Genomic DNA, 19,690 nt, shown 5'->3' with positions numbered 1-19,690 from the left:
CAATCGACAATGATGGACAGAACATGAATTTTTTAGCGCACCTGCATCTTGCACACCTGGCGGAGAGTTCGCTGCCCGGCAACCTGCTGGCGGACTTCGTTCGCGGCAACCCGGAAAATCTCTACGCGCCAGCCGTGGTGGACGGCATTCATATGCACCGCCGTATTGACGTGCTGACCGACAACCTGCCGGAAGTCAAAATCGCCCGTGAAGGATTCCGTGCGCAAACACGCCGGGTCGCGCCGATCACGCTGGACGTGATGTGGGATCACTTTCTCTCCCGGCACTGGGCGCAGCTCTCCCCCGACTTTTCGCTGGAGGATTTCATTCGTTATGCCCATGCGCAGGTAGCCACCATTTTGCCGGAGTCCCCGCCGCGTTTTGTGAATTTGAATAACTACCTGTGGTCGGAACGCTGGCTGGAGCGCTACCGGGAGATGTCCTTTATTCAGAATGTACTCAACGGCATGGCGAACCGCCGCCCGCGGCTTGATGCGCTGCGCGACTCCTGGCAGGATCTCGACGCCAACTACGCCGAGCTGGAAAGCCTGTTCTGGCAGTTTTACCCGCGCATGATGGACCAGGCAATTTCACGCACGCTTTAATTGATAGGCAAAACCTGTCTCAACGATTGTCAATGGCGCTTTGAGCCACTTTCGCCCTCTCCCTATACTGGCCCGCGTTGCGTTCTAATTAACCTTGTAAATCACAGGAGTACACATGGTACTGGTCACTCGTCAGGCACCGGATTTTACAGCAGCAGCCGTACTGGGCAGCGGTGAAATCGTAGAAAACTTTAATTTCAAACAGCACACCAACGGCAAAGCCACCGTGCTGTTTTTCTGGCCGATGGATTTCACCTTCGTCTGCCCGTCTGAACTGATCGCTTTCGACAAACGCTACGAAGAGTTCCAGAAGCGCGGCGTTGAAGTGGTTGGCGTCTCCTTCGACTCCGAGTTTGTTCACAACGCATGGCGTAACACGCCGGTTGAGAAAGGCGGTATCGGCGCGGTGAAATACGCGATGGTTGCGGATATCAAACGTGAAATCCAGCAGGCTTACGGTATCGAACACCCGGACGCAGGCGTTGCGCTGCGCGGTTCTTTCCTGATCGACAAAGAGGGTATCGTGCGCCATCAGGTAGTTAACGACCTGCCGCTGGGGCGTAACATCGACGAGATGCTGCGTATGGTTGACGCGCTGCAATTCCACGAAGAGCACGGCGAAGTTTGCCCGGCGCAGTGGGAAAAAGGTAAAGAAGGGATGAGCGCTTCTCCGGACGGCGTGGCAAAATACCTGAGCGAAAACGTCTCCAGCCTGTAATCGGCAGCGTTTGACAAAAGGCCCGCACTGCGGGCCTTTTTGTTATCTCTGGGCGAACTGTCAAAACGCAAAGCACGAACAGCCCATTACACCCCAGAATGCCTGCACATCAGAGACGGGGATCGCAGACCAGCGAGCAAAATCATGCTGATGCCCATGCACTCCACAACTGCCGATGCACTGGTGCATCTGCTGTGCCATCCCGACTTTTGCGGCAACCGGCGGCGCTGAGCGGTAATGTCCGGCGACCTTCACAACCGGCGACCACTCAGGGACAACCGGAATGGGCGGCGGCGAATACGGGCTGAACGGCCCGGCGGCGTAAACCACTTTGCCATCGACAACCGTCATCACCGATTCAATTCCTTTGATCTCCTCTTCCGCTACGCTGAAGTAATCTTTTGACAGCACCACCAGATCGGCGAGCTGATCTTTCACAATGCGCCCTTTCTTACCCTGTTCGCTGGAGAACCAGGCGCTGCCCGCCGTCCACAGTTCCAGCGCCACCTCGCGAGACAGGCGGTTATTGTCGTCATACATCGCCAGCCCGCCCACAGTTTTCCCGGAAACCAGCCAATAGAGCGCGGTCCACGGGTTATAACTCGCTACGCGCGTCGCGTCAGTGCCGAGACCAACCGGTACCTCCTGCGCCAGCATTTTCGCCACCGGCGGCGTCTGTTTTACCGCTTCTTTACCATAGCGATCAACAAAATATTCCCCCTGGAACGCCATCCGGTGCTGCACGGCTATCCCGCCGCCCAGCGCTTTTACCCGTTCGATATTGCGTTCGGAGATGGTTTCCGCATGATCGAAAAACCAGTGCAGTCCATTGAAGGGAATATCACGATTCACTTTTTCAAACACATCCAGCATACGGCTGATGGATTCGTCATAGGTGGCGTGCAGGCGGAACGGCCAGCGGTGCTCGACCAGATGACGCACCACGCGCTCCAGTTCCTCCTCCATTCCCTGCGGTAAATCGGGACGCGGCTGCAGGAAATCTTCAAAATCAGCGGCAGAGAAAACCAGCATCTCCCCGGCGCCATTCGCGCGGTAAAAATCGGTTCCCTGTCCCGGTTTCAACATATCCGTCCAGCGCGAGAAATCGTCCAGCTCCTGTTTTGGGCGCTGGGTAAAAAGGTTATAGGCGATGCGGATGGTCATCTGCTTTTTGGCATGCAACTGCTCAATAACCTGGTAATCTTGCGGGTAGTTCTGGAATCCGCCGCCCGCATCAATGGCGCTGGTCAGCCCCAGCCGGTTAAGCTCGCGCATAAACTGACGCGTGGAGTTGATCTGCATCTCCAGCGGTAATGTTGGCCCTTTTGCCAGCGTTGAATAGAGGATCATCGCATTGGGTTTCGCCACCAGCATTCCGGTCGGGTTACCCTGTTCGTCACGGACGATCTCGCCCCCTGGCGGATTGGGCGTCTCTTTGGTGTAGCCCACTACCTTCAGCGCCGCCCGGTTAAGCAGCGCTCGATCGTAAAGATGCAGCACAAATACCGGGGTATCCGGTGCGGCAGCATTCAGCTCATCAAGTGTCGGCATGCGCCGTTCTGCGAACTGGAATTCGCTCCAGCCGCCGACCACGCGAACCCACTGCGGTGAGGGCGTTCGCGCCGCCTGATCTTTCAGCATACGCAGGGCATCCGCCAGCGACGGTACGCCTTCCCAGCGCAGCTCCAGATTGTAATTCAGCCCGCCGCGGATCAGGTGCAGGTGGGAATCGTTAAGACCGGGGATCGCTGTCTGACCGCGCAGGTCGATCACCTGCGTCGCCTCAGTTGCATAGCTGAGGATATGATCGTGGCTGCCGGTAGCGAGAATCTTGCCGTCAGCTATCGCCACCGCTTCGACCAGCGGTTTTTCGCGATCGAGCGTATGAATTTTACCCCGGGTTAATATCAGGGTTGCAGTGTGGGGCATAACGCACTCCTTGGGCGGTCAGGCTTTTTTCAGCCAGCCCGCAAACAGGCGGGTCACAATGGGCATCCACAACCAGACGACCAGCGCAACCACGCAGGCATCGTTAATAAAATGCAGCAGTAAGGTTCCCTTCAGCCCCGGAAGCAGGAGTCCCGTCAACGAGGGAACCAGATTGGTACTGGGGAAAATCACCAGCAAAGTGAGAAGAAACTGTTTCCAGCGCTTCGGCGGGCGTACATGGGCAGCCGGAGGCGTAAACCAGAAAGCCGCCTCGGTATGAACTTCGGTTTTATCTCCCTCAGCCAGCAGCGGCGCAATCTCCTGCACCAGCGCATTGCGCGTGTCGGACTGGGTCCAGGCGTAAAGGTGTTCGAGCGTGTCAAAGCGAATAATGACACTCCACAAATTTTGCCCTTCCGCAGGGCGAATAACATTCGCCCCCAGATGGCCGGGAAACTCTGCCGCAACGGGCATTATTTTGCCCAGCCACTGTTCATACTTCTCTCCTTGCTCCGGCAGTAATGAATGGGTTATGACCAGCGTGACCGGCTTATTTTGCGCCATGCAGTAACATTCCTCTGAGAAGGAGCGGAGGTCGCCCGCCCGGTGGCTTACGCAGTACGTTGCGGTGCGCCATGCACCAGTGTATAAGCGTAGTCCACGCCCATTCCGTAGGCGCCTGCATGTTCGCGAACCAGATCCATCACTGCGTCATAGGTTGCTTTACGCGACCAGTCACGCTGGTACTCCAGTAGCACCTGAATCCAGGTTACCGGCACTGCCCCTGCCTGCACGACACGGTCAATCGCGCGCTCATGCGCATCAGGAGAGGTGCCACCAGAGGTATCCGTGACAACATACACTTCATAACCCGCTTCCAGCGCCATCAGCGCCGGGAAAGCCAGGCAAACCTCCGTCCACAGGGCGGATAAAATCAGTTTCTTACGCCCGGTTGCTTTTACTGCTTTCACAAAAGCCGCATCTTCCCATGAATTCATTGAGGTACGTTCAATCGGTGTAATATTGGGATGCACAGCCAATAACTCTGGCCAGATATAGCCACTAAAACCTTTTGATTCCACCGAGGTGTAAATAACGGGAACATTAAATATCTTTCCTGCTTTAGCCAGTGCAACGGTGTTATTTTTAAGAAGCTGGCGATCTATACTGGCAACGCCGAAGGCCATTTGCGGTTGATGGTCGATAAAGATAAGCGCAGAGTTACCAGCATCAATTAATTCACGAATCGACATATTTCCCTCCCGTTCAATGAATTAAATACTGCATCACAAACACTGGGATGCAGACAGGCAAACTATTCTGAGTATAGGAGGGAATAGAGACTATTTATTTTGATTCATCCTATTTGAATAAATGGAGTAAATAAAAAAGAGACATGGCGCGTTAGCGATATTTATTACCCGGAATAACCAGACATTATTTAAATACCCAATACCCTCCTCCGGTAAAATATCAGGTATTGAATTTTCTTAATACTCTCAATAAACGCAACACTTCAATTTTGTCGTGAATATTCTTATTTTGCGCCAGGACAGTCTGTTTCACATTGCCTGGCGCAGCCACCGATAATGTTAATGCCCCATCCACACGCAGGCTGAAATGGCAGGCAGTGAGAGAATGCCATCCTGCGCCAGACCGGTTCCCTCTTTCGCTTGCCAGCGTCGGTTTTCCAGCAGCGGTGAATCCTCCAGCACCACTTCGCAGGCTTCGCCGCGGTTGATCGCCACCAGAACGCGCTGTTGCTGCCAGACGCGGACAAAAACCAGCACATTCTCGTGGGCGTAAATCACCTGGCAGCCGCCGCGCCGCAACGCCTGGCTCCGCGCGCGCAGTTTCGCCATTCGCTGGTAGAGCGCCAGCAGTTGCGCATCCTGGCGCTTTTTATCCCACGGGAAGGTCTTACGACAAAAAGGATCGTTCGCCCCGTCCAGACCCACTTCATCGCCATAATAGATGCACGGCGTTCCCGGCCAGCTAAACAGCCAGACCACCGCCAGCGGTAGCCGGGCAACATCTTTGCCGAGCACGGTTTTAAAGCGCGGCGTATCGTGGCTGTCGAGCTGGTTAAACATGCGCAACTGCTGCTGATGCGACAGCCCGGCCCGGTAGTTATCCATCCATGCCGCGCAAGTTTGCGCATCGATCTTCTGCGGATCGTAGGCAATATCCGTATTCGCCAGAAACGCCCACACCGGCAGCGTAAAACCGCGATAGTTCATGGCTGCGTCTTCAGCATCCGCCTGCAGCCACTGGCGCGCATCGCCAAAATGTTCGCCGAAAACATAGGCCTGCGGCAGCGTCTCTTTCGCCGCGCGGGTGATCCCCGAAATATGGTGCAGATTGTTACGCGCCCCGCCGTCTTCGCCCAGCATATGCACCACGTCCAGCCGCCAGCCGTCCATGTTCCACGGCGCTTTCAGCCAGTGGCGCACAATGCTCTCCTCTCCCTGATAAATCTCTTCAACCAGCGTCGGCGACTGATAGTCGAGTTTCGGCAGACTGGCATAACCCAGCCAGTCGCGGGCGTGGCCCTGCTCGTCAAAACTGTACCAGCTACGCCAGCGGGAATCGGGATTATGACAGGCGCCGCCGGTGCCACGGTTGTGGCGATCGAACCACGCATGGGAATCGCCGCTGTGGTTAAAGACACCATCGAGGATCAGCCGCATGTTCAGTTGCTGCGTATTGTGCCGCAGGCGCAACAGGGCTTCGTCGCCGCCAAACTGCGGATCGACATGGCGGTAATCTTCGGTGTCATATTTATGCACGCTGGGGGCGACAAAAACCGGGTTGAGATAGAGCGCAGTAACGCCCAGCTTTTTCAGGTAGGGCAGCTTTTCACTGATCCCGTCGAGATCGCCGCCATAAAAGGTTGATCCCCCAGCTTGATCCGTTAACGGATCGTCCCAGTCACGCAGCACAATCGGATGACCCGCGGCATGATGATGGTAAACCTTATCCTGCTGTTCACCGCGCGACTGGCTGCGCGCAAAACGGTCCGGGAAAATCTGGTAGAACACCTGGTCGGCCACCCATTGCGGCCCGTCATCCGGCGCATCAACGGCGAACTGTTCGAGGCGGGCGGGCGGAAAACGGCTAAACCCCTGCGGTGTAAACCACAGTTGTCGATTCTCCCACAGAAGCTTAAAGCTGTAGCGGCGGCGCGGTTGTCCGCTGCTGATATCCAGCGCAACTTGCCAGGCACTGACGCCGTTCGCCGCAGTTTTCCGCCGCCGGTGCATGGCAAGCGGCGTCTCTTCATTGTCGATTTCGGTGCGCAACATCACCCGCTCCGGCAAACCAATCCCACTTAGCCAGAGCGTGATAATTAACTGATCTTTATTCTGTTTCACAAACGGCGCGACGGGCAGGTGCCATGCATTCAACATCAAAAATCCCCTTTGCTCAAAATGACGCCACTCTTCCACACCCGCACGTCTGCCGCCTCCTTCTTTCGCTTTTTTTACAGGGCTGAGAGACGGGGCGCAGATGTGATCCGGCAGGGCTACCGCCGGGCAAATGCGTGAATTTTTGCAGGCCCGCTTCGTGCCGATGCCCGAAGTCTCCGGCCTGGCTGCTTTTTATACTGTTAAAAATGATAACCGCCAGGAATAAGTATGAAAAATAAACCCGAAATCCTTGTCATTACTGAAATTCCCCAACCGATGATTACCACCCTCGAACAGCATTTTGTGGTGCATAAATACTGGCAGCAGGATGCGCAAACCCTGCTGCGCGACCATGCGCATGCCATTCGCGGTGCATTAACCCGCGCGGCCAAAGGGATCAGTACCGCGCTGATTGAGCAGCTTCCGGCGCTGGAGGCGATCAGCGGTTTTGGCGTGGGCGTTGATGCGACCGATCTCGAAACCTGCCGTCGCCTGGGAATCACCGTCAGCAACACGCCAAACGTGCTCAATGAGTGCGTCGCCGATACCGGGTTAGCGCTGATGCTGGCGGTGACGCGTAAAATTTGCGAAGCCGACCGTTTCGCCCGCGCGGGGCAATGGGAGCATGCCGCATTTCCCGGTGCCTGGAAAATGAGCGGGAAACGCTGCGGGATTGTCGGCATGGGCAATATCGGCCACGACGTCGCTCAACGCGCGGCGGCATTCAATATGCCGATCCACTATTTTAGCCCACGGGAAGCCCGTAACAATCACTGGCAGCGCCATCAGAGCATCGTCGAACTGGCGCGGGCAGTGGATTTTCTGGTGCTGACGCTACCCGGCGGGGCGAAAACGCATCATGTCATTAATCGTGAAGTGCTGGAAGCGCTGGGGCCGGAAGGGATTCTGGTGAATATTGCGCGTGGCAGCGTGGTGGATACCGACGCGCTGATCGCGGTGTTACAGGAAGGGAAGTTACGCGGCGCGGGGCTGGATGTGTTTGAGAACGAGCCGAATATCCCCCTGCCGCTGCGCGAGCTGCCAAATGTCGTGCTGCTGCCGCATATTGCCAGTAACACGGCGGAAACCCGCCAGGCGATGGCGGATCTGACCATCAACAACCTGGTGAGTTACTTTCAGGACGGGAAAATGCTGACCCCGGTGGTGTAATTTTTTGCCGGGTGGCGCTGCGCTTACCCGGCCTACAAAGCCATATCGGGTGAAATTACCGGGTGGCACGATGCTTATCAGGCCAACAAGCCCTGCATGTCTGATAAGGCGTAGCCGCCATCAGGCGGATTTTTTAAACTTCCAGCCAATCAGCAACAGCACAATCCACGCCAGGCCCACGTACAGCGAAATGCGGGTTTCCGGGTGCCAGCCAATCAGCGCGATGATAAACACAAGGAACAGCAGGCCTGCCACGGTGGTGATGACGCCGCCCGGCACTTTGAATTTCAGCGCCTTCACTTCATCGGCAGAGAGACGGCGGCGGAAACCGATTTGCGACAGCAAAATCATGATCCACACCCATACCGTGGCAAAGGTCGCCAGCGACGCAATCACCAGGAAAACGTTCTCCGGCATGATGTAGTTCAGCCAGACCGCCAGCAGTAGCGCAACGGTCATCACCACGACCGTCACCCACGGAATACCGCGACGGGAGGTTTTGGCAAACATCTTCGGTGCGCTGCCCTGCTCCGCCATGCCGTGCAGCATACGCCCCACGCCAAAAACATCGCTGTTGATCGCCGAAAGCGAAGCGGTCAGCACCACAAAGTTAAGAATGCTGGCGGCAAAGGTAATGCCCATATGCTGGAAGGTCAGGACAAACGGGCTGCCGTCAGTACCGACCTGGTTCCACGGGTAGATGGACATGATGACGAACAACGTCCCGACATAAAACACCAGAATGCGCATCGGTACGGAGTTAATGGCGCGCGGGATCGATTTTTCCGGATCTTTCGCTTCACCGGCGGTGATGCCGATGATTTCGATGCCGCCGTAGGCGAACATCACCATTTGCAGCGCCATCACCGTGCCCAGCCAGCCATTACTGAAGAAACCGCCGTGGCTCCACAAATTGCTGATCCCGGTCGGCTGCCCGCCGTTGCCGATACCCCAGATGATGATGCCGAAACCGGCGAGGATCATGATGATAATGGTGGCGACTTTAAAGAACGAGAACCAGAACTCCAGTTCGCCGAAGACTTTTACGCTCATCAGGTTAATGGCGCAGATGATCATCACCACGCTCAGCACCCAGATCCAGTGCGGCACTGTCGGGAACCAGACGCCCATATAGATGCCGAAAGCCGTCACGTCGGCAATCGCCACAATCAGGATTTCAAAACAGTAGGTCCAGCCAGTGATATAGCCGGCAAGCGGGCCGAGGTTTTCCTGTGCATAGCGAGAGAACGAGCTGGCGGAAGGGTTATGTACCGACATTTCACCCAGCGCACGCATAATGATATACGCGGCGACGCCACCAATAATGTAGGCCAGCAACACGCTCGGCCCGGCCATTTTGATGGCATCGGCGGAGCCATAAAACAGCCCGGTGCCGATCGCCGATCCCAGCGCCATAAAGCGGATGTGGCGGGTGCTTAACCCGCGCTTCAGCTTATTCGTACTTTCCATTGTTTCCACTGCCATTATTCAACACAAAAATAAAAAACCACGGGGCGCCAAACCCCGTGGTTAAACAAACCGTATCCGCGACTGTTAATGCGCGCTGGAAGTTACCTGACGCCCTGCGGTGCGATCCCAGACTGCCGCCAGAATCACCATCACCAGGCTCGGCATCAGCCAGGCCAGCCCCTGTTCCGCCAGCGGCAAACGCTGCGTCCAGGCCGGTAAATGCTCAGCAAAGGCGGATGCTTTCACGCCGTCAAGGATACCAAAAAGCAGGCTGATAAACATGGCCGGCGCAATCACGCGGGTTGAGTTGTTCCACCACGAACGGCTGAAGCTCAGCACCACCAGCACGATGCACGGCGGGTAGATCATCGTCAGCACCGGGATGGAGATCTGAATCAGATGGCTCAGCCCGAGGTTGGAAACCGCCATCGAGAAGATGCCCAGAATAAACACCAGCGAACGATAAGAGAACGGCAGATACTGCGCGAAAAACTCGGCGCAGGCGCAGGTCAGGCCAACCGCTGTGACCAGGCAAGCGATGAAGATCAAGGCTGCCAGCAGGAAGCTGCCCGCGCCACCAAAGGTGTGCTGAACGTAAGCATGCAGAATCGCTGCGCCGTTAGCGGATTGATCCACCAGCGCCGCGCTGTCTGAACCCAGGCGGAACAGCGCCAGATAGAGCAGCGTCAGACCCGCGCCCGCCATCAGCCCGGCCCAGACAGTGTAACGGGTCAGCAGACGCGCTTCGGTCACGCCGCGCGAACGGGCAGCATTCACGATCACGATACCGAACACCATCGCGCCCAGCGTATCCATCGTCAGATAGCCATTAACGAAACCGTTAGAGAACGGCGCAGTTTGATAAGCTTCCAGCGCATGGCTGATAGGGCCAGCCGGCCAGACGATCGCGGCAATCGAGAGAATGGTCAGCGCGATAATTTTCAGCGGAGCAAGGAAGTTGCCCACGGTATCCAGCAGTTTGCCCGGATAGAGCGACACTAGGATCACCAGCGCAAAATAGACGATGCTGTAGATCAGCAGCGGCATTGCGCCATCGCCAGTCAGCGGCGCAATCCCCACCTCAAACGAGACGGTCGCCGTACGCGGCGTGGCGAACAGCGGCCCTACCGCCAGATAACAAACGGTTGCCAGCAGCACGCCCGCGACTTTACCGATCGGCGTACTCAGGCTATCCACACCACCACCCACTTTAGCCAGCGCAACGACGGTCAGCACCGGCAGGCCTACGGCAGTAATCAGAAAACCAAATGCCGCGGTCCAGACATGTTCACCCGCCTGCAAGCCGACCATCGGCGGAAAAATGATGTTCCCTGCGCCAACGAACAAAGCGAAGGTCATAAAGCCCAGAGCAACTATGTCTCGTGGTTTTAAGTGATAGGTCATAATTTTACTGCCTGTGGATGTGGTGTTGTAAATAATGGTGAATTTTTCGCCTTCCCTGCCGAACAATAACGCGTGTAAACCGCGAAAAATCAGCGGGAAATGCTTAATACGCAACGTGGCGGAGTATAGTTTTTCGATTTACCACGTAAACATAGTCGGTCTGACAACGTCAGGGGCGCAATTTAAACGCTTATAACGTTTGAAGGCAAGATGGGATCGCAAAACCAGATGGATATGCTGGATCAAGAAAAATAACCAGTTCAATACTCCATTTATAAGAAAAACACATGGCTGATCATGCGAACAAAAAAGCATCACCCGTACAAAATAGGTTTCATCGCGGGGAAACAGCAGGAAATGGCGGCCTGTTTTGACAGGCCGCTGGAAAGATAAGCTGACAGGGGCGTCAGGCAGCAGGAGTTTTGGCAACCAGACGTTCCGGCAGAACAAAGCTAAAGCGCGTCCCTTTGCCTGGCGTACTCGCAATATCAAGGCGACTTTCGTGATGGTTGACGGCATGTTTAACGATCGCCAGCCCAAGTCCGCTACCGCCGGTTTGCCGGGAACGGGCTTTATCGACGCGGTAAAAACGCTCGGTCAGACGCGGAATATGTTCGGCGGCAATCCCCGGACCATTATCCTCCACGCTGAATTCCGCCCCCTGCGGCACATGCTGCCAGCGCACAATAATATGCGTTCCGGCGGGCGTATGGTTCACCGCGTTATACACCAGGTTGGAGATGGCGCTGCGCAATTGCTCCTCATTGCCAAGCACTTTTAAGGCGTTATCAACCTCAAATTCCAGGCTGTGCTTTTTTTGGCTGAGCGTCTGCGCTTCCCGTTCAACCAGGCGCAGCATCATCGGCACATCGATGGTCTCATTGGGCGGCAGCGTCGGCGCCGCTTCAATCTTCGACAGCGTCAGCAACTGGCGCACCAGCCCTTCCATGCGCGATGTTTGCTCTCGCATGGTATGCAGCGCTTTTTCGCGCGGCGCGCCTTCCAGCGTCTGCTCCTGCATCATCTCCAGGTAGCCTTGCAGCACCGTCAACGGCGTGCGTAGCTCATGGCTGACGTTAGCGAAAAAGTTACGTCGCGCGCCTTCCAGTTGGTGCATCTGCGTCACATCGCGCGCCACCAGCAGCAGTTGCTGTTCGCTGTAAGGCATCACGCGGATCTCCAGATGGCGCCCGCTGTTCAGTACCAGGTTCAGTGGCCGGGTAAACTCTTGTTTTTTAAGATACTGCGTAAATTCGGGGTAGCGCAGCAGGTTCAGGATGTTCTGCCCGTTATCATCCGGCCAACGCAGCCCCAGTAGCTGTTGTGCCAGGCCGTTACACCAGAAAATCGACCCTTCTTCGGTGGTGAGGATCACCGCATCCGGCAGCGATTCCGCACCGCTGCGAAAGCGTTTGATGAGATTACCCAGCTCGCGCCGCCGCTTTTTATTACGCATCTGCATCTGGTGCAGCCCGTATAACAGCGGCTCCCAGCTTCCCGTGCCGGGCGGTGGCGTCATACTTTTATCGACCCACAACCACCAGGAGAGGCGCAGTAAATTCCAGAAATGCCAGATCAACAGCCCGGTTACCGCGGCAAATAAAAACCAGGGCAGGTAACCGAAAATCGCGCCGAGTATAAAGGCGGGTAGACAACAAAGGAGGAGCTCCAGCACCAGCCTTTTCCATGACAGCCGTTCCAGCACGCGTCACACTCCTGTCAAATTTCAGAAACGGGTCGAAAAACGATATCCCGTGCCGCGCACCGTTTGCACCATACGATCGTGACCGCTGTGTTCCAGCGCTTTGCGCAGGCGACGAATATGGACATCAACCGTTCTGTCTTCGACGTAAACATTGGTTCCCCAGACATGGTTCAGCAGTTGTTCACGGCTGTACACGCGTTCCGGGTGAGTCATAAAGAAGTGTAAGAGTTTAAACTCTGTCGGCCCCATATCCAGCGGATTTTCGCCGGTCATCACGCGATGCGAAGAGGGATCGAGGCTAAGTCCCTGCATTTCAATCACTTCTTCCACCGCCATCGGCGAAATACGGCGCATAACCGCTTTAATACGGGCAACCAGCTCTTTCGGTGAGAAGGGTTTGGTAATGTAATCGTCCGCCCCGGTTTCCAGACCGCGCACGCGATCTTCCTCTTCACCACGCGCTGTCAGCATCATCACCGGAATATCGCGGGTCATGGCCTCACGTTTCAGGTGCTTAATAAACTGAATACCGGAACCGCCAGGCAACATCCAGTCCAGTAAAACCAGGTCTGGCCAGGGTTCGTTAAGTTGGTTCACCGCACTGTCATAATCTTCAGCTTCTACCGGTTGAAATCCATTTTGCTCGAGCACAAAGCACACCATTTCACGGATCGGTGCTTCATCTTCAACGACCAGAATTCGTCTCGCCATAATTCGCCCTGTTTTCTCATATAAGTCGTCTGTTTGTATAGCGGCGCCATTATGCGTCAGTTTTATGACAGATTTATGAATAACATGACCGCCAGATGACCCTGCCCGCAGCATTATGACAGCGTGAATATTCACGCAGTTAATGTCTCTAACACCCTGAATGTTATAATCGCGTTTATCCATTTTCGCCACGGAATCGCTATGCGCATTATTCACACTTCAGACTGGCATTTGGGTCAGAACTTTTACAGTAAAAGCCGCGCTGCCGAACATGACGCCTTTCTCGACTGGCTGCTGAATGCGGCAGAACAGCACCTGGCCGACGCCATTATTGTCGCAGGCGACATCTTTGATACCGGTTCCCCGCCCAGTTATGCCCGCGAGTTATATAACCGCTTTGTGGTGAAACTCCAGCAAACCGGCTGCCAGTTAGTGGTACTGGCGGGCAACCATGATTCCGTGGCGACGCTGAACGAATCGAAAGAGATCCTCGCTTACCTGAACACCACCGTGGTCGCCAGCGCTGGCGCCGCGCCTTTCTGGCTCAAACACCGGGATGGTACGCCCGGCGCCGTTTTCTGTCCGGTTCCATTTTTACGCCCGCGTGACATGGTCATCAGCCAGGCCGGATTATCAGGGCAGGAAAAACAGCAGCATCTGCTGGCGGCCATTACCGATTACTACCAGCAGCAGTATGACGCCGCCTGCATCCTGCGCGGCGAGCAGGCGCTGCCGATTATCGCCAGCGGCCATTTGACCACCGTTGGCGCCAGCAAAAGTGACGCCGTACGTGACATCTATATTGGCACACTGGATGCCTTCCCGGCGGAGAATTTCCCGCCAGCCGACTATATTGCGCTCGGACATATTCACCGGGCGCAGAAAATTGGCGGCCTGCAGCACATTCGCTACTGCGGTTCACCGATCCCGCTGAGTTTTGATGAAACTGGAAAGCGTAAAAGCGTCAATCTGGTCACCTTCAGCGACGGCAAGCTGACGGAAGTGACCGCGCTCGACATTCCGGCCACGCAGCCGCTGGCGGTGATCAAGGGCGATTTCGCCGAGATTTGCCGCCAGCTTGAGCAGTGGCGCGATGCGCCCGCCGACACGCCAGTCTGGCTGGATATTGAAATTGTAAGCCAAGAATATCTGGCTGATATGCAACGTAAAATTCAGCAAGTTACCGAAGATTTGCCCGTCGAAGTGCTGCTGGTGCGCCGCAGCCGCGAACAGCGGGAGCGGATCCTCGCCGGTGAGCTGCGGGAAACGCTCAGTGAATTGAAAGTGGAAGAGGTCTTCGCCCGCCGTCTGGCGCAGGAAGAGATCGATGAGAAGCAAACGGCGCGCCTGCAAGCTTTGTTCAGTGAAGCGCGCCAGGCGCTGGATGCGGAGAAAGAGGCATGAAGATCCTCAGTTTGCGGTTAAAAAACCTCAACTCGCTGAAAGGCGAATGGAAAATCGACTTTACCGAAGAGCCGTTCGCCAGCAACGGTTTGTTCGCCATTACCGGCGCGACGGGCGCAGGGAAAACCACCCTGCTCGACGCCATTTGTCTGGCGCTGTACCACGAAACGCCGCGCCTTAGCACCCTGTCACAATCGCAAAACGATCTGATGACCCGCGATACCGCCGAGTGCCTGGCGGAAGTGGAATTTGAAGTAAAAGGCATCGCTTACCGCGCTTTCTGGAGCCAGAGCCGCGCGCGCGGTCAGGCAGAGGGCAATCTGCAAGCGCCGCGCGTTGAGCTGGCGGCTTGCGCCGACGGCAAAATCCTCGCCGATAAAGTCAAAGATAAACTCGATCTCACCGCCTCATTAACCGGGCTGGATTACGGCCGCTTTACCCGCTCAATGCTGCTGTCGCAGGGGCAGTTTGCCGCGTTCCTCAATGCCAAACCGCGCGAACGCGCCGAGCTGCTGGAAGAGCTGACCGGCACGGAAATCTATGGTCAGATTTCGGCGATGGTGTTTGAGAAACATAAAGCGGCCAAAACCCGGCTGGAACAGCTACAGGCGCAGGCGGAAGGCGTAGTGCTGCTCAATGATGAACAGCGCCAGCAACTGAGTACAGGTTTGCAGGCACTTACTGACGAAGAAAAAACGCTGCTGGCCGGGCAACAAACCACGCAGGCGCAGGCGCAATGGCTAAACCGCGAAGCCGAACTACGCACCGCGCTCGGACGGGCGCAGGCCGCGCAGGTGCAGGCGCAGCAGGCGCTGGCTGCCGCACAGCCGCAGCTGGCGCGGCTTGCCCTGGCGCAACCGGCTCTGCAGTTACGTCCGCTGTGGGAACGCCTTGAAGAGCAACATAAAGCGCTGGCCCGCACCCGCAGCCAGAGTGAAGAAGTAAATGCTCGCTTACATGCCAGCCTGCTACAGCGCGCGCGTATCCGCGCAACCGCCGTCGGGCAGCATGCCAGTCTGCTGAGCCGTCAAAAAACGGTTGCCAGTTGGCTGACCGAACATGCCCGCTTTCAACAGTGGCACAGCGAGCTGACCGGCTGGCGCGTGCTGTTTAACCAACTGGAAGAGGAGAAAAAGCAGTGGCAAAGCCTGCAACAGCGCGTGCTGACACATCAGCAGAAATTGCGTGCGCTGCCGGAAGCCACGCTGGAACTGACAGCAGAAGAGACGGCTGCGGCAATGGCGCAGTGCGCACAGCATCGCCCGTTACGCCAGCAGCTCGCCGCCCTGCACGCTCGCTTCGCCCCGCTGCGTAAACAACTGAGCCTGCGCCAGCAAAGCCTGCGGGATCTGCAAGCCGAGCAGGAAAAGCTCAACGCAGAGCGGGAACAAAAGCGCGCGTTGTATAAAGAAAAGAACCAGTTGCTGACGGAAGTCACCACCATCTGCGAGCTGGAAAACACCATCAAAAGTCTGGAGAGCGAGCGCGCGCGCCTGCAGGCGGGTCAGCCCTGTCCGCTGTGCGGTGCTACGGAACATCCGGCGGTTGCGCACTACCAGACGATCGAGCCGGGAGTGAATCAGGCTCGCCGTCAGGTGCTGTCTGACGAAGTGCAAAAGGTAAAAGAAGAAGGCGTGGCGCTGGGCGAGCGGCTGAAAGGCTTAGCCGAGCGCTATGAAAAAGACGAGCGTGAAGTCCGCTCGCTCCAGCAGGATGAACAAACGGGATTGCAGGAGTGGGCCACGCTGTGCGAGCAGTTGAACGTCACGCTGGATCCGCACCGCGAATTGACCAGTTGGCAAAGCGCGCAGGATGCCTATGAACACCAGCTCTATCTGCTCAACCAGCGCCAGACATTACTTTTTCAAATCAATGAACTGCAACAGCAGAGCGAACAGTATCAGCAGGCTGTCACCACCCGCCGCGACACCTTAGCGGCGGCGCTGCGACAACTGGATCTGACTCTGCCGCCGGAAGGCGAAGAAGCCGCGTGGCTGGCAGCGCGCGCGCAGGAAGCGGAGCAATGGCAACAGCAGCAGCAACAGCAGACCGCGCTGCAAGAGCAGATCACCCAGCTTACGCCCATCCTCGATACGCTGCCCACAGACGAAACGCCCGCCGACGCGCAAAACGTGGCGCTGGAGGGCTGGCGCCAGGTGCATGACGGCTGCGTGTCGCTGCGAAGCCAATGGCAAACCCTGCACCAGCAACTGGCGCAGGAGAACGAAACGGCTGAAGCGCTGGAGAAACAGTTCGTTGCGGCGCTGGAAAACAGCGTCTTTGCCGATAAACACGCGTTTCTCAGCGCACTGCTTTCCGATGATGAACACCAGCGGCTGGAGCAGTTGCGCCAGAAGCTCGACGCCGATTGCCAGCAGAAACAGGCGCTGGCCGCCAGCGCCGAACAAGCCGTTACCGCCCATCGGGCGCAGCCGCCTGCCGGGCTGGAGGAAAACGCCACAGCCGACAGCATCGCGCAGGCGCTGGAACAGGTTTCACGTCAACTGCGCGAAAACACCACCCGCCAGGGGGAACTTCGCCAGCAGTTAAAACAGGATGGCGATAACCGTACGCGCCAGCAGGCGGTGTTGCAGGAGATCGAGCAGGCCAGTGCGCTGTATGACGACTGGGGCCATCTCAATGCGCTTATCGGCTCGAAAGAGGGAGATAAATTCCGCAAATTTGCGCAGGGGCTGACGCTGGATAACCTCGTCTGGCTGGCGAACAACCAGCTTACCCGTCTGCACGGCCGTTATCTGCTGAAACGCAAAGCCAGCGAGGCGCTGGAGCTGGAAGTGGTGGATACCTGGCAGGCGGATGCGGTGCGCGATACGCGTACGCTCTCCGGCGGTGAAAGCTTCCTTGTCAGCCTTGCGCTGGCGCTGGCGCTGTCGGATTTGGTCAGCCATAAAACCCGCATCGATTCGCTGTTCCTTGATGAAGGCTTTGGCACGCTGGACAGCGAAACGCTGGATACCGCGCTCGACGCCCTCGATGCGCTGAATGCCAGCGGCAAAACCATCGGCGTGATCAGCCACGTCGAAGCGATGAAAGAGCGGATCCCGGTGCAGATCAAGGTGAAGAAAATCAACGGGCTGGGTTACAGCAAGCTCGACGGGAAATATGCGGTTTCGTAGGTATTGAACCGTTATCCGGCGAAAGAAGCCGCCACCGGTTGTTTTGCCGGCTGGCGGCTTCGCCTTATCTGGCCTGCGAAGCCGCTGTTCCGCCTGCGGTTTTACTCGCCCTGCGGCCACAGCCAGGCCGCGCCGCGCACGCCGCTGGAGTCGCCATGCAACGCTTTGCGGATCGGCGTTTCGCATTCGCCGCCAAACACCCAGTTGCGCACCAGCACAGGAACGGTCTGGTACAGCCTGTCGACATTGCTCATGCCGCCGCCGAGGACAATCACATCCGGATCGAGAATATTGACCACGTGCGCCAGCGACTTCGCCAGCCGCAGCTCATAACGGCCGAGCGCCAGTTCAGCCACCGCATCCTGCTCGCCAACCAGACGCATAATCTCATTACCTTTTAGCGCATTGCCGCTTAAGCGCTGATAATCCGTGGCAAAGCCGGTGCCGGAGATAAAGGTTTCGATGCAGCCTTGCTTGCCGCAGTAACAGGGTACTTCGGCGCGATACCGCAGTTCGTCATCGTCCATCCACGGCAGCGGATTATGCCCCCACTCGCCCGCCGTGCCGTTACCGCCAGTATGCACATGTCCGTTGATCGCCACGCCGGAACCGCAACCGGTGCCAATGATCACCGCGAACACCGTTTGCGCCCCGGCCGCGGCGCCATCGACCGCTTCAGACACCGCCAGGCAGTTGGCATCGTTGGCCAGCCGCACTTCCCGTTGCAGCCGCTGGCTTAAATCTTTGTCGAACGGTTTACCGTTCAGCCAGGTGGAGTTGGCGTTTTTCACCACGCCGGTGTAGGGCGAAATGGAACCGGGGATCCCCATGCCGACGGTTCCCCGCTGACCGGTCTCTTTTTCCGCCAGATCCACCAGCGTCGCAATCAACTCTATGGTTTGCAGATAGTCGCGCGGCGTGGCCTGCCGATGGCGGAAAAGTTCTTCGCCGCGCTCGCCCAGCGCAATAATCTCTGTTTTTGTACCACCTAAATCGATACCGATACGCACATCAAACTCCTCATGGTGGACCACGCATTAGCAATGCAAGGCGGACAACAATTCGCTATCATGCCCGCTGCATTTAACGACAAGGCCGTGGAAAAAAATCATGCTGTGGTTCAAAAATTTAATGGTATACCGTCTCAGCCGCGATGTGGCGCTGCGAGCGGAAGAGATGGAAAAACAGCTTGCCCCACTATCGTTTACTCCATGCGGTAGTCAGGATATGGCGAAAACCGGATGGGTTCCACCGATGGGTTCACACAGCGACGCGCTGACCCATACCGCCAATGGTCAGATTATTATCTGCGCCCGAAAAGAAGAAAAAATTCTGCCGACGCCGGTGGTTAAACAGGCGCTGGAAGCGAAAATCTCCCGTCTTGAAGCCGAACAGGGCCGCAAGCTGAAGAAAACAGAAAAAGATTCGCTGAAAGATGAAGTACTGCATTCGTTGCTGCCGCGCGCGTTTAGTCGTTTCAGCCAGACCATGATGTGGATCGACACCGTTAACGGCTTAATTATGGTTGACTGCGCCAGCGCCAAAAAAGCGGAAGATACGCTGGCGCTGCTGCGTAAAAGCCTCGGTTCGCTGCCGGTTGTGCCACTGGCGCTGGAAAACCCGATTGAGCTGACGCTGACCGAGTGGGTACGTTCCGGCAACGTGGCGCAGGGTTTCCAACTGCTGGACGAAGCAGAACTGAAAGCGATGCTGGAAGATGGCGGCGTGATCCGCGCGAAAAAACAGGATTTGGTGAGCGACGAAATCGCGGTGCACATTGAAGCCGGGAAAGTGGTGACCAAGCTGGCGCTCGACTGGCAGCAGCGCATCCAGTTTATGATTTGCGACGACGGTTCAGTGAAACGCCTGAAGTTTTGCGACGAGATTCGCGATCAGAACGAAGATATCGACCGGGAAGATTACGCCCAGCGCTTTGATGCCGATTTTATTCTGATGACCGGCGAGCTGGCGGCATTGATTCAAAATCTGGTAGAAGGTTTGGGCGGCGAAGCTCAGCGCTAAGTCTT

Annotated in this window: 15 protein-coding genes; 6 read left to right on the top strand and 9 right to left on the bottom strand. The window is 56.6% G+C overall.

Annotated features, from left to right (window positions below):
• Window positions 1–23: 23 nt before the first annotated feature.
• Both acpH and C0557_RS04825 read left to right on the top strand, forming a co-directional pair.
• Window positions 24–605 (top strand): ACP phosphodiesterase, encoded by a 582-nt coding sequence (acpH, locus tag C0557_RS04830; RefSeq protein ID WP_208657686.1) that lies wholly within the window; start codon window positions 24–26, stop codon window positions 603–605.
• A gap of 115 nt (window positions 606–720) precedes the next feature.
• Complete coding sequence (locus tag C0557_RS04825; protein ID WP_208657685.1) at window positions 721–1,323, top strand: peroxiredoxin C; 603 nt, start codon at window positions 721–723, stop codon at window positions 1,321–1,323.
• A 60-nt stretch (window positions 1,324–1,383) separates the two neighbouring features.
• Here C0557_RS04825 and C0557_RS04820 read toward each other — a convergent pair whose 3' ends face one another.
• The 4 genes from C0557_RS04820 to malZ all read right to left on the bottom strand — a co-directional run bounded on the left by C0557_RS04820 (window position 1,384) and on the right by malZ (window position 6,662).
• Entirely contained in the window at window positions 1,384–3,252 is a 1,869-nt protein-coding gene (locus C0557_RS04820; protein WP_208657684.1) for an amidohydrolase, read from the bottom strand.
• Window positions 3,253–3,270: 18 nt separating this feature from the next.
• On the bottom strand, window positions 3,271–3,816 hold the full coding sequence (locus tag C0557_RS04815; protein ID WP_208657683.1) for an antibiotic biosynthesis monooxygenase: 546 nt from the start codon (window positions 3,814–3,816) through the stop codon (window positions 3,271–3,273).
• Between the two features lie 47 nt (window positions 3,817–3,863).
• Window positions 3,864–4,505, bottom strand: coding sequence for a hydrolase (locus C0557_RS04810; protein WP_208657682.1), 642 nt, complete (start codon window positions 4,503–4,505; stop codon window positions 3,864–3,866).
• Window positions 4,506–4,844: 339 nt separating this feature from the next.
• Window positions 4,845–6,662, bottom strand: a complete 1,818-nt coding sequence (gene malZ / locus C0557_RS04805; RefSeq protein ID WP_208657681.1) for a maltodextrin glucosidase — start codon at window positions 6,660–6,662, stop codon at window positions 4,845–4,847.
• A gap of 228 nt (window positions 6,663–6,890) precedes the next feature.
• Between malZ and C0557_RS04800 the strand changes: the two genes are divergently transcribed.
• On the top strand, window positions 6,891–7,832 hold the full coding sequence (locus C0557_RS04800; RefSeq protein ID WP_208657680.1) for a 2-hydroxyacid dehydrogenase: 942 nt from the start codon (window positions 6,891–6,893) through the stop codon (window positions 7,830–7,832).
• 120 nt (window positions 7,833–7,952) lie between these two features.
• Here the strand turns inward: C0557_RS04800 and proY are convergent, their stop codons facing one another.
• From proY to phoB, 4 genes are all read right to left on the bottom strand, one after another.
• Window positions 7,953–9,302, bottom strand: a complete 1,350-nt coding sequence (proY, locus tag C0557_RS04795) for a proline-specific permease ProY (RefSeq protein WP_208657679.1) — start codon at window positions 9,300–9,302, stop codon at window positions 7,953–7,955.
• Between the two features lie 84 nt (window positions 9,303–9,386).
• Window positions 9,387–10,706, bottom strand: coding sequence for a branched-chain amino acid transporter carrier protein BrnQ (brnQ, locus tag C0557_RS04790; RefSeq protein WP_208657678.1), 1,320 nt, complete (start codon window positions 10,704–10,706; stop codon window positions 9,387–9,389).
• Window positions 10,707–11,112: 406 nt separating this feature from the next.
• Window positions 11,113–12,411, bottom strand: coding sequence for a phosphate regulon sensor histidine kinase PhoR (gene phoR, locus C0557_RS04785; RefSeq protein WP_074777007.1), 1,299 nt, complete (start codon window positions 12,409–12,411; stop codon window positions 11,113–11,115).
• Between the two features lie 21 nt (window positions 12,412–12,432).
• Window positions 12,433–13,122, bottom strand: coding sequence for a phosphate response regulator transcription factor PhoB (gene phoB / locus C0557_RS04780; protein ID WP_007373472.1), 690 nt, complete (start codon window positions 13,120–13,122; stop codon window positions 12,433–12,435).
• 201 nt (window positions 13,123–13,323) lie between these two features.
• Between phoB and sbcD the strand changes: the two genes are divergently transcribed.
• A complete protein-coding gene (gene sbcD, locus C0557_RS04775; RefSeq protein WP_208657677.1) occupies window positions 13,324–14,526 on the top strand; it encodes an exonuclease subunit SbcD in 1,203 nt (400 codons plus the stop codon).
• The gene (sbcC, locus tag C0557_RS04770; RefSeq protein WP_208657676.1) at window positions 14,523–17,663 is read left to right on the top strand and encodes an exonuclease subunit SbcC; all 3,141 of its coding nucleotides are present in this window, start codon (window positions 14,523–14,525) and stop codon (window positions 17,661–17,663) included. The genes sbcD and sbcC overlap by 4 nt, the downstream gene beginning before the upstream one ends.
• Window positions 17,664–17,764: 101 nt before the next feature.
• Here sbcC and mak read toward each other — a convergent pair whose 3' ends face one another.
• Window positions 17,765–18,673, bottom strand: coding sequence for a fructokinase (mak, locus tag C0557_RS04765; protein WP_208657675.1), 909 nt, complete (start codon window positions 18,671–18,673; stop codon window positions 17,765–17,767).
• Window positions 18,674–18,773: 100 nt separating this feature from the next.
• On the opposite strand from mak, the gene rdgC reads away from it, so the two are divergent.
• Entirely contained in the window at window positions 18,774–19,685 is a 912-nt protein-coding gene (gene rdgC, locus C0557_RS04760) for a recombination-associated protein RdgC (protein ID WP_007373468.1), read from the top strand.
• Window positions 19,686–19,690 lie beyond the last annotated feature (5 nt).

Origin of the sequence: Kosakonia sp. MUSA4 (assembly GCF_013085925.1) — a bacterium.
In the GTDB taxonomy this organism is placed as follows: Bacteria; Pseudomonadota; Gammaproteobacteria; order Enterobacterales; family Enterobacteriaceae; genus Kosakonia; species Kosakonia sacchari_B.
This window is presented reverse-complemented; position numbering and strand designations above follow the sequence as displayed.

What these genes read in the sequence shown, in the direction of transcription:
- C0557_RS04800 (WP_208657680.1), top strand. Translation starts at nt 6,891, where the DNA reads ATGAAAAATAAACCCGAAATCCTTGTCATTACTGAAATTCCCCAACCG.
- acpH (WP_208657686.1), top strand. Translation starts at nt 24, where the DNA reads ATGAATTTTTTAGCGCACCTGCATCTTGCACACCTGGCGGAGAGTTCG.
- sbcC (WP_208657676.1), top strand. Translation starts at nt 14,523, where the DNA reads ATGAAGATCCTCAGTTTGCGGTTAAAAAACCTCAACTCGCTGAAAGGC.
- rdgC (WP_007373468.1), top strand. Translation starts at nt 18,774, where the DNA reads ATGCTGTGGTTCAAAAATTTAATGGTATACCGTCTCAGCCGCGATGTG.
- C0557_RS04820 (WP_208657684.1), bottom strand. Translation starts at nt 3,252, where the DNA reads ATGCCCCACACTGCAACCCTGATATTAACCCGGGGTAAAATTCATACG.
- C0557_RS04815 (WP_208657683.1), bottom strand. Translation starts at nt 3,816, where the DNA reads ATGGCGCAAAATAAGCCGGTCACGCTGGTCATAACCCATTCATTACTG.
- malZ (WP_208657681.1), bottom strand. Translation starts at nt 6,662, where the DNA reads ATGTTGAATGCATGGCACCTGCCCGTCGCGCCGTTTGTGAAACAGAAT.
- C0557_RS04810 (WP_208657682.1), bottom strand. Translation starts at nt 4,505, where the DNA reads ATGTCGATTCGTGAATTAATTGATGCTGGTAACTCTGCGCTTATCTTT.
- phoB (WP_007373472.1), bottom strand. Translation starts at nt 13,122, where the DNA reads ATGGCGAGACGAATTCTGGTCGTTGAAGATGAAGCACCGATCCGTGAA.
- sbcD (WP_208657677.1), top strand. Translation starts at nt 13,324, where the DNA reads ATGCGCATTATTCACACTTCAGACTGGCATTTGGGTCAGAACTTTTAC.
- proY (WP_208657679.1), bottom strand. Translation starts at nt 9,302, where the DNA reads ATGGAAAGTACGAATAAGCTGAAGCGCGGGTTAAGCACCCGCCACATC.
- brnQ (WP_208657678.1), bottom strand. Translation starts at nt 10,706, where the DNA reads ATGACCTATCACTTAAAACCACGAGACATAGTTGCTCTGGGCTTTATG.
- C0557_RS04825 (WP_208657685.1), top strand. Translation starts at nt 721, where the DNA reads ATGGTACTGGTCACTCGTCAGGCACCGGATTTTACAGCAGCAGCCGTA.